Here is a 12,721-nt window from a genome sequence, read left to right on the forward strand (position 1 = left end):
GGGCTGCTGCTTAGCAGCAGCCCAAAAAATCCGCAGCCGCTCTCCTCTTCAGAAAGCACTGCGGATATGGTCAAGGCTCAGGATCGCGCCGTCCCCCTGCGCCTCTACGGAAATAACGTCAAAGCGGATCTGGCGGTCCAGCAGGTGCTGCTGCATCAGAAAAACCTGGGAGGTGGCCGCCACCTGCCGCTGCTTGCGGGCGTCGACGGACTCGGCCGCCGTGCCGAAGCTCCGGTTCGAGGTCCGGGTGCGCACTTCGACGAAGACGACGAGCTCCCCGTCCATGAGAATGAGATCAATCTCACCGGAACGGCAGCGCCAGTTGCGGGCCAGGGGACGCATGCCCTGCCCCCGCAAATACCGCTCTGCAGCCGTTTCCCCTGCCGCACCGAGCTGTCTGCGGTTTAGCCGGCCTCCGCCTCCCGTCATGCGTTCCCCTTTTTCCATTCACTGGCCCTCCGGTCCGAACGATATACAAACGACAGCACTTCGGCCACAAGCTGATACAGCTCGGGCGGAATCTCCTGGTCGATGTCGAGCTTCGAGAGCACCTCCACCAGGGAAGGGTCCTCCTGGATCATCACGCCGCTTTCCTTTGCCTTCTCCACGATGGCCTCCGCCACGCGGCCCTTCCCTTTGGCAACGACCTTCGGCGCCCCGCCGGCTTCTTTGTCGTACTTCAGGGCGACCGCCCGTTTGACCGATGTCGGCTGCTGCTCTTTCATAAACGGATGTCCACCCCCTTGTACGGCTTACGGTTATAGAGCGACGTTCTTTGGTCCGCCGTCATCGGGCTCTGCGTAGATGACGCCGCCCCCGGGTCGCCGGCAGAAGCCGCCCCCGTACGCTCCGGATACGGGGAGACTTTCATCGAGATGAACTGGTAGCCGATCGCCTCCATTCCCTTGGCAATCTCGTCCTTGAAGGAATCCAGCAGCGTCTGCATCACCGGATCATCATTGAGGACATGGAGGCTGACAATCCGGTTCACCACCTGCACATCCACCATCGTATCGCCCAGCGACTTCATCTGGAGGTCGAACACCAGGCGGCAGTTCTCTTCGTCCAGCTTGCCGTTCTTCCCTTTGCGCGACTGAATGTGCACCGCCGCCGTCTGGTCGCCATTCGGATGAAGGAGCGGGACGAACAGCGTAATATGCGAAAACATGGCCGTCCGGTCCTGACTCAGCATGAGCTGCTGGCCGGTAATCTGCTGGACCGCCTGCTGTGCCGCCTCTTTCAGGGCCGCCGGCGCCTCACTCGACTGCGCCAGCTGCATCAGTGCGTTCTTCAGCGAATCAGCCGCTTTGGGGGCCTCGGCAGCCCCCGCAGCTCCGGGTACGGACGGCTCCAGCAGCCTGACCGCCTGCTGCTCATGCTCCACGCCCAGCGCCTTCATCAGCCGCTGCAGCATCGGGCCGCCTTCCGGCGCTCCCTGCTGCGCGTCGGCCGGTGCCGCTTGCGCTTCCGCACCAGGCACTGCCTGCGCTGCTGCGTTAGCTCCGCCTGCCGCCGCATGTGCTCCTGGGCCTGCCGCCGCACCCGCTTCGCCCGGCACCACCTGCGCTCCTGCGCCTGCCGCCGCGCCCGCTCCGCCCGGCACCGCCTGCGCTCCTGCGCTTGCCGCCGCCTGCGCTCCCGCACCCGGCTGCACCGCACCGCCTTCCGCCGCTCCGCTGAGCACAAGCCCGGCTGCACGCACCTGCTGAAGGAGATTCTTTACATTCTCAAGCAGCGCACGGCTCTGCGGAGACAAGCTTCCGCCGCCGTCCAGCTCGCTTTCCACGAGCTTCGCCAAGCCTTCTACAACCTCATGAAAGGGCTGCCCCTGCACCGCCTGCCGGATGGAGTTCACCGTATCCGGGGTCAGCGGCAGCCCTTTCTGAAACGCAATGACCGCCGAAGGCAGCACATCCTTTACCTGGGTTCCTTGAGGCATGGACTTCATCAGTTCGGCGAAAGCCTGCACGTTCTCCTTGCTGAGGGATACGCCGGCCTGATGCATACCCTGCACAAGCTGCCGGTTCGCCGCCGTATCCTCAAGCCCTATCGTTTTGAGCACTTCGCCGAGCGATGGGTCGGCGATCTGCACATTCGAGGACTGCAGCGGCTTCAGCACGACCTGCCCGCCGCTTGACTCCGGCTGCACCTGCAGCATGGTAATCTCGCCCTGCTTCAGCGGCGTTTCCAGCTGGGCACGCACCTGCACTCCGCCGATCGTAAGCACCGCCTCCGTGTCCGAGACCGACTGGGTGACCATGCCTTTGACGACCTGGCCCACCTTCAGCTCCAGGGTCTTCGGCTCCGATACCTGCGCTTCCCCCATGAGATTCCGAATCATGCCGCTAACATTCATGTGCCAACCGCCCTTTCCTGTTCCGCTGCCAAATAGAAGGAAAGCCGGCGGGGATCATCTCCCTGCCGGCTTCCAGTCCGGTACCTCTATTATCGGCAATTGGCGCCGGATTTTTCAGTAGATTACGAAAAGATGCGTGCCGCCTCTCTCAGAACAGGACGCCCTGCTCCACTTCCTCTTCTTCCCCTGTCCCGAGAAGCTTTCTCAGGAACAGACTCCGGTGCATGGCGGTAGGACCGAATTCCAGAATACGCTCGCGGTGAAACTTCGTCGCATATCCTTTGTGGTCTGCAAGCCCGTACCCCGGGAACTCCTCGTCCCACTTGAGGCACATCCGGTCCCGGGTAACCTTGGCGATAATCGACGCCGCAGCGATCGACTGGGACACCGCGTCCCCATGAATCAGCGACATCTGCTCGATCGGCACGTTCACCTGCTCCGCATCCACCAGCAGATAATCCGGCGTCACCTCAAGGCTCTTCACCGCCAGCTTCATTGCAAGGAGCGAGGCTTGGCGGATATTGATCTTCTCAATGGTTTCCACGTCGACGATCCCGACGCCGACGGCGACCGCTTCCTGACGGATGATGTCATACAGCTTGTCCCTTTTTTTGGCGCTGAGCTTCTTGGAGTCATTCACTTCTTCGAGCACGAGCCCCTGGGGCAGGATGACCGCCGCAGCCACCACGTCGCCGAACAGGCAGCCCCGTCCTACTTCATCCACGCCGGCCACCAGGCGTTTGCCTGCCGACCATACGGATTGTTCATATTCAAGCACTTCATCTCACCTGCTGCCTGTAATCCAAAACCTATATATGCTCATTATACCTCGGCCGCCAGCATCTGCCTATCCTTTTTGCGGAAGTTACGGTCCCCGGAACGGCTTGGTGATCACATAACCGACATGGAAGAAGACTTCCCTCAGCCAAAAAGGCACCTTCGTCCGCCAGCTCCGGTACACTGTCGTCGACGCAGCCGAGGCATCCGCCTCCATCCCCAGATCCGCCGCCATCCGCATCGAACGCTTCAGGTGCAGCGGGTCGCTTACGATCGTGTAGCTCCGCAGGCCCTGGGTCTTTCCCAGCTCCAGAGCGAATCTCAAGTTCTCTTCCGTGATCACCGATTTCGATTCGGTCAGGAGATCTCCTTTGGGCACTCCTATTGCCCCAGCATACCGCTCCGCGGCTTCGGACTCCGCCATCCCGGCGCCCTTTCCCGTACCACCCGTAAAGATAATCTTCCGCACCAGCCCTTGACGGTACAAATCCACCGCATGGTGGATCCGCTCCCTCAGCACGGGGGATGGCTCGCTCCCCCATACCGCTGCACCCAGCACAATCGCCGCATCCGAAGGCACCGTTTTGTGTCCCGGGTCATAGGTCCAGATCATCCAGGCCTGCGCTCCAACCCATCCAGCGGCCAGGATCATGACCGGAAACAAGATCCGGACCACCCAGCGCCTGCGGATTCGCCTTGATGCCATCCCTGCTCCCTTCGCTCCGGTCACCGCACCGTCCCCCTCTTTTCAGCTCGCCTGCGTTACTGTCTTTCTTTCCATGACGACATACGACTCAAGATAGTTACAAGGAACGGAACCCCTTTCATGCAAAAAAGCAGACCTTCTCCAAGGTCTGCTCCTTCTCTATTCGGCAGTAACCATGATATCTGCCGGTGTTTCAAGCGTAATACGGCCCAGCTTGCCTGCACGGAGTTCGCGCAAGATAGCCAGAGAAGCTTTCTCCAGATCGACGCGACCCCCGCTGACCAGCGCGCCGCGCTTGCGCCCGACGGCCTCCATCACTTTGACAATCGCGTCCGTATCCTGCGGATCCTCCGGCAGCTTATCGAGCCCGAAACGCTCCTTGAGCGCATCGCCATAGTGCTGCGTGAGGTACCGCATAGCGAACAGGGCAATCTCCTCCGGATGGAGAATCTCTTCCTTGATCGCGCCGGTAGCCGCCAGACGGAAGCCAACGGTCTGGTCCTCGAACTTCGGCCACAGAATCCCCGGCGTATCGAGCAGCTCCATCTCGGTGCCAACCTTGATCCACTGCTGGCCTTTGGTGACGCCCGGCTTGTCACCTGTTGCGGCAATCTTGCGTCCGGCCATGCGGTTGATCAGCGTCGACTTGCCGACATTCGGGATCCCGACAATCAGCGCCCGGATCGCACGGGGATTGATGCCCTTGCGAACCTGCGCCGCGATCTTCTCCTCCAGCAGGTCCTTGCTCCGGTTCATGATTTCCTTCACCGGGTTGCCGCCAACCGAGTCGATCGGTACGGCATTGAGGCCCTGCTCGGCGAAGTAAGCCACCCATTCCTTGGTCCTCTCGGGGTCCGCCAGGTCGCTCTTGTTCAGCAGCACCAGACGGGGCTTGTTCAGCAGAATCTCGTCAATCATCGGATTGCGGCTGGAGAGCGGGATACGCGCATCCAGCAGCTCGATCGCCAGATCGATGAGCTTCAGCTTGTCTTGAATTTGACGACGGGCCCGGGTCATATGACCGGGAAACCATTGAATCGTCAAAGGAGTCACCTCATCTTTCTTCCCTCAGCCTGCGCCCTTCCTTATTTGGAATGAACCAGACTGATCTTGTCGAACGGCCAGAAAATCAGATCCGCCCGGCCCACAATCTTCTCATATGGTACGAAGCCTACGCTTGGGTCACGGCTGTCCGAGGAGTTCGAACGGTTGTCGCCCATGACGAATACGCTGCCTTCCGGCACGGTCTGCTCCGGGAAATTTCGCATGTTATAGGGTCTGCCTTCTTGCTTCGCCTTATCCAGCGCTTCCTTTAAATAGGTTTCATCCACAAGCTGGTTGTTGACGTAAACCTGGTCGCCTTCGACCCGGACGGTTTCGCCGGGAAGCGCGATGACCCGCTTTATGTAGTCTTTCTCGGATGGCGCATGGAATACGAGCACTTCGCCATGCTTGGGGTCCGTAAAGCGGTATATAAATTTATTCACGATGAGCCGCTCGCCAGTCTCAAAGTTCGGCTGCATCGATGGTCCTTCCACTATAAAGGGGGCAAATACGAGCCAGCGGATAAAAAACACGAGAGCAGCGGCAATCAGCAGTGCTTTGATCCATTCCCAGGCTTCGTTTTTTACAGGGGTTGATTTGTCAACGGTTTGGTCCTGCTCCATTTGCTCTCCTGCCCTTTCCTCGAACTGAAGTTAATCGTAGGACTACCCAAAAGACAAAACGAAAAGGGGCTTGGTACCAAGCCCCTGTTGTTCGTCTTATCGAATTTCTTTGATTCTAGCTGCTTTACCGCGCAGACCGCGAAGATAGTAGAGCTTCGCGCGACGGACTTTACCACGGCGAGCCACTTCAATCTTCTCAATCTTCGGAGTGTGCAGTGGGAACGTTCTTTCAACGCCGACACCGTAAGAAATTTTTCTTACTGTGAATGTCGAGCTGATTCCGCCGCGGTGACGCTTAATAACAACGCCCTCGAACAGCTGGATACGCTCACGCGAACCCTCGATAACCTTTACGTACACTTTCAAAGTGTCGCCTGGACGGAAATTCGGCAGGTCGGTGCGCAGTTGTTCCTTTGTGATCTCCTGGATCAAATTCATGGATGACTCCCTCCTTCCACACAGGTGTTCATGCCGCTCATTCTGTAGTTCTTCGTTGTTACGTGCAGAGGACCACCGTTTTCGGACGCATGCCCTTACGGGCAATTTGTCACAACGTTGAATATCATAGCACATCCATACAGGAAATACAACTAGGTTTAGGAGAAAGAGTCCAATATTTTCATATGAATCCGAAGCTGCTCCTTCCTTCTCCGGATCGCTCCGGTTTCCTGCGTTTAATGCCGGATTTGCTGCACGATCACCTCGTACATGCTCTCCCGGACCCGTACCGGCACATCATGCGTCTGGACATAGCCGTTGGACCATTCCACCGTGAACCGGAATACGCAGGTGCTTCCATCCGGGAGCATCCGGTGATGCTCCGTATTGACCAGTTCGCCGGCATAACGCACCTCTCCTGCCGGGGCAAGAACAGCCGTTTCGCCCGTTTCCATCAGGAGAGACGTCACCCGCAGCGCTTTGGTCCTGCCCACTCCCGTATCCGTGACCCGCGCTCCAAGAACGAACGCCTCACCGGCCCAGAACACGTCCGGCGTCCGCTCGGCGTCCGCATGCTTCGCGTTCCAGGCCAGCCGGTAAGCCTCCCACTCCGGCGTATGCGTCACCTCTCCCGTCAGCTCCAGCGGCAGCGCCTCAAAGGAATACGTCTGCGTATCCACTCCTCCTCGGCCATCGCTCACCGTAAGCCTCAGGGTGTAGCTGCCCTCCGGCAGCGGACCATACGTGAAGGCCCTGTCCGACCCGGAGGGCAGACCGCTCCACTGCTGTATAATTTCGAAGCCCCCGCCCTCATAGCTGCTCTCGACCACGACGCTCAGCGGATCGAGATCAGGATCCGTGGCGGCAACCCGGAACAGCGGCGTATCGTGCTCGTAAATCGGCGTTTCAAAATAAAGCTGCCCCTCCGGCGGCCTGTTGATGATCATCCAGGCCTGCGGCGACCAGTCGGATTCCGCTCCGTACTGATTGGAATAGGTAAGGCCTTGGGTAGACTCCCTCCGCCTTTTCCCCTCCACCGCACCGTGCATGCACGTTTCCGCGCACACGGCGCTCCATCTTCTGTTGCTGCAGAAGACTTGGGGCTGTTCCTCCATACCCGTTACAGGTACTTCACCGGTCGTGCCCCTGCTCTCACAGGGATGAATGCATTTCGGCAGAAAGCCTTATAGCAACCGTCACTTCCCGGATCCCCGGTTCCATGACGTCCCCTGCTTTCCTTGTTCCCTGCCCCCTAGCTATCCGTGCCATCCTTAGGTACGTCCTCTGGGCCTGCGGGCTGGCTGCCGCCGTTTGTCCGGCAGAGCGGCTTTCCTATGGGACGATGGTACTCGCCGCCACCCGCGCCAATCTTCATTGGCCGGCATGTTCCCATGCCGCAAAGCTGTAGACCCTTTCCTTCGGCCGTTCGTCAGACCGGTTACCGGTCATTCTTACCGTAGATGGCTTTTCAGCCGTCCGGCATATCGGTCCGCCGCCGCTGCCGTGTAAGCAGCGGCTCGGCCTTCCTTCTGCCGACTTCACCTGGCTTCATACCAAGAACGGCTGAGCGCTCTTGGCATGCAGGAGTATTAACGAGACCCCGCGGGAACAACATGGCTCCCCGCCGCAGTCTTCGGAAGCAGAGTTAGGCTTTCTTCATAAGATAAACGGCTTCGCCGTCCTCTAAGGACATACGCGTTTATATTTTCGAGAAAGCCCCTGTCCTTTCCGCCGGCATCACATGGTTCCGTGGTGCCCGCACGTTATGGCAGAACAAGTCGCACATCCCATACTTTGACTCTGACTCTTAATTTTTGCCCGGCCGGCAGATCCTGCGGCACGCTCCAGCTGGCACTGGTGTCCGTGGTGTTCTGCCGCCTCCGCCCGCTGTCGAGGATCAACACGTCGTTGGCCTCATTCGTAATCTGCAGCTGATAGAACGTGAACACCGGCGCGGGATCGGGATCCGTCTGTCTCCACCTAAGCAGCGGACGCGCCGTATTCATCACGGTTGGCGCATCCTGCGTTCCGTAAGGGTATGTCATGTAAGCCGCCGGCGGCCGGTTGGTCTGCATCCAGCCGACATTCGACCAAGGCGACCAATCCGTTCCGTCGCTGACCCGCACCTGTACCTGGTATTTCTTCCCCATTGCCAGGTCCGTGTCCATCGTCCAAGACCAGCCCGTCTCATACGTATCCATGGGGCGGTTGGTGAGGCACCGGACGCAGGCCCCCGACTCGTCCTTGATCGCGATATCGTAGACGGAGAACAGGGTGTTCGGATCGGGATCCGACTGGTTCCACGTCATCGTCGGCCTCGCCCCCACGAAGGTAGGCGACGCCTGCGTACCGTTAGGATACGTCAGCGAGACGGCCGGCGGCGCGTTGGTGACCGGCATCGTGACCTCAATCGTCACCTCGTACCACTCGCTCCAGGCGCCGTATTCATCTTTGACCGCCTGACGGACGGTGTAGACCCCGCTTTCGGTCGGCCTGGTCAGCTGTCCGTTCTTCAGCACGCCGCCCGGGGTGGTATAGTTCCGTTTGCGCTCGACGACCCCCCGGGTTGCCGCATAATCGATCCCTGTTGGCTCTGTGGAGTACTGACTGCCGCCAAGCCACCGGTCAGGGTCCCGGCTCGTATCGCTCCACCATACCGTTCCGTCGGTATTGAATCCCAGCGTAAATTCCGATATCGGCCTGCGGTGCACAATGACCGTCTGGCTTTTTACGCAGAGTACTTCCGGTAGGACGCAAAAGCGGCATTCGGGTATCGGAAGGGCTCCGGCGCCGGGTCATCGGGCATCGAATAATCCACCCGGAACACGCCGACTTTATCCATCCGAAGCGTACGGGGACGTGACCGTAGAACCATGATACGCCGAGAGTCCGGAGAAGCCGTCTCCTGCGTCCAGAAATTTGTTCGGGCTTGTGTGAGTATATTTCCAGCGGGTGAGTTCCGCAATGCCCGGGTCATTTTCCCGGTCCCCATAGCTCTTCACATATTCAGCCGGCGTTCCGACGACCAGGGTGTTATGCGTCGGGTTCGTATCCCCCACATAAGCCGTTGATGTAAAATTTTTAAATGCAACGTATCTCGTCTCCGAATAGGGTCCGTACATGCCTGCCGAACCAAAGGTCGTGTCCTCCGCTTCGAGCAGCGGCACCCCGTTCACATAGCCCATGAGGCGGGAACCGTTCATTTTGAGCCTCACGTTGACGTAAGTCCCGAACTTGACCGGATACGAGGCCTCTCTCAACACCGTCCGCTTCCCGTCCACGAGCTTGACCAGCTTGGATTTCTTGTTCGACACCTCGAGGCGGTACATATTGCGGTGGTCCATCATCCGGCCCGACACCCCGTAGGAGGCAATATCGGTACCCGAATCGTAATTCAGCTTGAACGCGGCCGAGACCTCGCCGTTCATCAACGTTTCCGTCCCATTATAAAACTGCCCGTAGCTTGCAAGGTCCGCATTTTCCCGCTCGGCCTCTCCCTTGACGATCCAGGCTTGGTAGCTGTACGAACTGTCATCATCCCAGGCCACATGAACCATAATCGAGCCGTCAGCCATAAGGACCGGAGCTGCCGGAGTGCCTCCTTTGCTTTGGCCCGCGATTTTGGCGATGGGCTGCAAACTCAGGTCATATTCATACAGGACGATGTTCGAGGCATCGTTCCTTGCAAACATGATTTTGTGGTCGGCCGAGAGTGTCGTTGCATAGTGGTCACTTCCGTACACATATTCGGAATCTTCCTTGTCGTAGAGTGAAGGTCCCAAGTAGGTGCTGTACTCGCTCAACGAGCGGAGATCCAGCGTATGCAGGTAGCTGTTCTCATAACGGGATTCCTCGTTCTCCCCGGTGACATAAGCCGAGTAATAGACCGCCCGGTCATCCGCAAACCCGGCGATCATCCTTTCGCTGTCCGCAATATTCCGGATCAGGGCTCCGGTTGCGTTATCATAGAGCCCTTTGCCCACAACAAGTTTGGCGTTATCGCCCGAGATATAGCGGATCACCCCGTTGTAGATCGAAGGCACCCAGTAAGGCGCCGTACTGTAGACTGAGGGGATCGACCAGATTACGGCGCCGCCGGGCGTTTTTTTTTGCAGGTCGCACACATTCTCGTACTTGGCTTCGCTGTAGTAGCAGTTGTAGCTGTATACATTTCCCGCAAAGTCTGTGCCATAAATCCTCGGTGTCCCGCCGTACAGGTCCGTGTCCACCACCGTGACTGCATTTACCGTTCCCCCATAGGTCACTTGGGGCAGCGCCCCGACTTGGTACAAGGGCTTCGGAGCAGGCTCGGTCCAAATGCTTGAAGGTGGAGGAGTCGGAGGCCGGTCCGGATTCGGTTCGGAGAATTTGACGTACTCCTTAAAGTAATACAGATATTTCGGTTTGGCCGGCATCGTGCTGCCGTCCATCCGGGAAGAGGTCTCGATATCCCCCAAGCTGTACACGTAAGTGTAGTAGTTATAGCCCCCGGAAGAACCGGTATGCCGGTCGCTGGCAACGAACTTGACACGCCCGAGTTCATAATTCACCGTCGCCTTGTAGTTGTTATTCCAGTAGCCCGAACCGTCCGTCATGACTCCGTATTGAGGCATGTAGGCGGTCGATGTGCTGTTCGTGTTCACCCAGGTGTTCCCGGAATTTCCTACGAAGACGTCCGGCTTTACCATATTCCCGGCGCCGCGGCAGTAGTCCCAGCTCTGGGGACAGCTCCACTGCAGCACCCGCTGCGTTATGCTGCGGTTCAGTATCGAGATGCCCTGGCTGTTCACCGCCGCCGTCTCCAGTGCCCCTTCCTGGGCATGGTACAGATATTCCTTGCCTTTTTCGGCCCTTGACACGGAGGAGGTTTTCCAGGCTGCGTCGAGCAGCGCGGCGGCATCAAAGCTCTTCGAGGTCATCTCCGGCGGCTGAAAGTCCGAGCCCTGCACATAAAAATCGACCTCCGGCGCTTCGTTCACGATCTCGAACGTGAAGGAGCCTCTGGCGTCCTTTTTGTACCCCAGCGCTTCCTTCATATAAATCTCGATACTGCACTTCCCTACCCTGGCCGGGTTATAAGTAAAACTGCCCGAAGCATCCGGCGTTATGCCGGTCCAGGCCTCATCCGCATACGAACCGTTATTATTGCTGTCGCACGCCAGCTTCACCTGGTGCGTCTCGATCGGATCTTGATCCGGGCTGTACGAGGTATCCTTGAAGTACATCGTGCTGCCCCGCACACCATACTCCGGGTTATCCAGCTGCACTACCGGTGGCAGATCCGGCTGAACGACCAGCGTATCCCGGGCCGGCTGCAGGGACATCATGCCGTCATGGTCCTTGACCTCCAGCGTGATAGGCACGGGCCCGGCGGTCGGATAAAGGCTCATCTTGCCGGTCCACAAGCATTCGGAGATTTTTCCGTTCTTCTTGGGGCTGTAGCTCTTGGCGCAGGAAATGTCGGGCGTAAACGTTCTGCCCTCCACCACCTTGGGAGGCAGCGTGATGATGGGCACCGGGTTCGGGGCCACAACCTCCAGCCTTGCGGTCTTGGGGCTTCCCTGCCCTCTCGCTCCCCGGGTATCGGTCGCTGTCACCTGAATCTCGTGCGTTCCGAGCAGATCAGCGGTAACCGGACCAAAGTGCGGGTCATATTCCCACCAGCCCTTATCTTCCGCGACGCTGCGGAGCCATTCGCTCGATGATCCTTTGAAATCGAAGTAATAGATGATGCCGTCGTCTTCCGGATCATACGGCGTCTTTGGGACCGTCGTGGGGTCATGGATGATCCCGAGATCCACCCGGTCTCCCAGCACCACCCGCTGTACGGGAGGGTATTCGTAGGTGTTGCCACCGTCAAAGAACCCCGGTTCGTACACCGGACCTTCGTTGCCATCCGCAGGGAGCACCACTTCGAAGCTCTTGGGTCCTGATGTGACCTCCGTCCCGCAGGTGGACTTCACCTTCATCGTAACATCGACCCGCCCCGCTCCCATCCCCTTCGGATAAGGCGGACCGTTGAAGCCCTGCGCATTGCCCTGCGTAGTCGTGAACGTGTGAGAGAGGCTTCCCTGTACATACGTCCATGTCACGGCGGCGAGTGAACAGCCTTCCCCGCCGGTGATGGAGATGTCGGGCTGAAACGTATTGTCTTCCCCGTACGGCAGCGTCGGAGTAATGAGGATCTTGAAATCGGCGGTGACGACCTCAGGCCCGCCCGGCGCCGGCCCCCCACCGCAGGAAGCCACGGCAGTGAACCGCTCGGTTAATGCGTTATTCGAGCGGTTTTTGTCATCCGTAACGGCTTGATCCGAGTCCACCACCAGTGTAAAATCGACCGGAGCCGTATGCGTAAACTTATAGGTGAACGTCCCGGTGAGCAGGACTCCGTTACGAGCCCCTCCCGAAACCGTCTCCGTTTTCAGCACCGTTGTCCCGTTGGCCCGAAGCTGAACCTTAAACGGCGTCGTCGTGCTGTCCCCATCGTTGCGGTAAGCGTACTTAAAGGTAACCGTATCGTTCACTGCTATGCAGGCCGTGTCGGTTTGGAGAGAGACCGTCGACAGATCAGGCGTCGTAGGAACGCCGTAGGTAATGTCGATGTAGCCTTCGTAGACGTAGGTTTTGGCTTTCCATAGGGTGTCGACGTGCATAAAGTAGTTTCGGTCTTCGCCGTAGGGTTTGGAGCCGGGCTCTACTGTATAATCGATACCTTCTACAAGCTCCCCATTTAGAAGCCTTCTAACTTTAACAAGTCCAGTACCTAGTATTGGATTA

At 58.5% G+C, this 12,721-nt stretch carries 11 protein-coding genes; all 11 read right to left on the minus strand.

Annotation, left to right across the window (positions count from 1 at the left end):
• Positions 1 to 48 precede the first annotated feature (48 nt).
• The 11 genes from PM3016_RS25355 to PM3016_RS25400 all read right to left on the minus strand — a co-directional run bounded on the left by PM3016_RS25355 (position 49) and on the right by PM3016_RS25400 (position 12,597).
• Entirely contained in the window at positions 49 to 447 is a 399-nt protein-coding gene (locus PM3016_RS25355; RefSeq protein ID WP_014371427.1) for a YraN family protein, read from the minus strand.
• Positions 426 to 725, minus strand: coding sequence for an EscU/YscU/HrcU family type III secretion system export apparatus switch protein (locus PM3016_RS25360; RefSeq protein ID WP_014371428.1), 300 nt, complete (start codon positions 723 to 725; stop codon positions 426 to 428). Before PM3016_RS25360 ends, PM3016_RS25355 begins: the two co-directional genes overlap by 22 nt.
• Positions 722 to 2,356, minus strand: a complete 1,635-nt coding sequence (locus tag PM3016_RS25365; RefSeq protein WP_014371429.1) for a hypothetical protein — start codon at positions 2,354 to 2,356, stop codon at positions 722 to 724. The genes PM3016_RS25360 and PM3016_RS25365 overlap by 4 nt, the downstream gene beginning before the upstream one ends.
• 148 nt (positions 2,357 to 2,504) lie before the next feature.
• Entirely contained in the window at positions 2,505 to 3,134 is a 630-nt protein-coding gene (locus tag PM3016_RS25370) for a ribonuclease HII (RefSeq protein WP_014371430.1), read from the minus strand.
• Positions 3,135 to 3,221: 87 nt separating this feature from the next.
• Entirely contained in the window at positions 3,222 to 3,863 is a 642-nt protein-coding gene (locus PM3016_RS25375; protein WP_014371431.1) for a YdcF family protein, read from the minus strand.
• 135 nt (positions 3,864 to 3,998) lie between these two features.
• Entirely contained in the window at positions 3,999 to 4,883 is an 885-nt protein-coding gene (gene ylqF / locus PM3016_RS25380; protein ID WP_014371432.1) for a ribosome biogenesis GTPase YlqF, read from the minus strand.
• Positions 4,884 to 4,924: 41 nt separating this feature from the next.
• On the minus strand, positions 4,925 to 5,506 hold the full coding sequence (gene lepB / locus PM3016_RS25385) for a signal peptidase I (protein WP_013919516.1): 582 nt from the start codon (positions 5,504 to 5,506) through the stop codon (positions 4,925 to 4,927).
• A 96-nt stretch (positions 5,507 to 5,602) separates the two neighbouring features.
• Positions 5,603 to 5,944, minus strand: a complete 342-nt coding sequence (rplS, locus tag PM3016_RS25390) for a 50S ribosomal protein L19 (protein ID WP_013919517.1) — start codon at positions 5,942 to 5,944, stop codon at positions 5,603 to 5,605.
• Between the two features lie 236 nt (positions 5,945 to 6,180).
• Positions 6,181 to 7,011 (minus strand): PKD domain-containing protein, encoded by an 831-nt coding sequence (locus tag PM3016_RS25395; RefSeq protein WP_238540323.1) that lies wholly within the window; start codon positions 7,009 to 7,011, stop codon positions 6,181 to 6,183.
• A gap of 696 nt (positions 7,012 to 7,707) precedes the next feature.
• A complete protein-coding gene (locus tag PM3016_RS40235) occupies positions 7,708 to 8,655 on the minus strand; it encodes a hypothetical protein (protein ID WP_238540324.1) in 948 nt (315 codons plus the stop codon).
• A 123-nt stretch (positions 8,656 to 8,778) separates the two neighbouring features.
• A complete protein-coding gene (locus PM3016_RS25400; protein WP_238540325.1) occupies positions 8,779 to 12,597 on the minus strand; it encodes a CARDB domain-containing protein in 3,819 nt (1,272 codons plus the stop codon).
• Between the last annotated feature and the right edge of the window lie 124 nt (positions 12,598 to 12,721).

Source organism: Paenibacillus mucilaginosus 3016, from assembly GCF_000250655.1.
Classification (GTDB): Bacteria; Bacillota; Bacilli; order Paenibacillales; family NBRC-103111; genus Paenibacillus_G; species Paenibacillus_G mucilaginosus.

Bases quoted from the DNA above. Each gene is read 5' to 3' on its own strand.
- lepB (WP_013919516.1), bottom strand. From the start codon at position 5,506: ATGGAGCAGGACCAAACCGTTGACAAATCAACCCCTGTAAAAAACGAA.
- PM3016_RS25365 (WP_014371429.1), bottom strand. From the start codon at position 2,356: ATGAATGTTAGCGGCATGATTCGGAATCTCATGGGGGAAGCGCAGGTA.
- PM3016_RS25360 (WP_014371428.1), bottom strand. From the start codon at position 725: ATGAAAGAGCAGCAGCCGACATCGGTCAAACGGGCGGTCGCCCTGAAG.
- rplS (WP_013919517.1), bottom strand. From the start codon at position 5,944: ATGAATTTGATCCAGGAGATCACAAAGGAACAACTGCGCACCGACCTG.
- PM3016_RS25400 (WP_238540325.1), bottom strand. From the start codon at position 12,597: ATGCACGTCGACACCCTATGGAAAGCCAAAACCTACGTCTACGAAGGC.
- PM3016_RS25355 (WP_014371427.1), bottom strand. From the start codon at position 447: ATGGAAAAAGGGGAACGCATGACGGGAGGCGGAGGCCGGCTAAACCGC.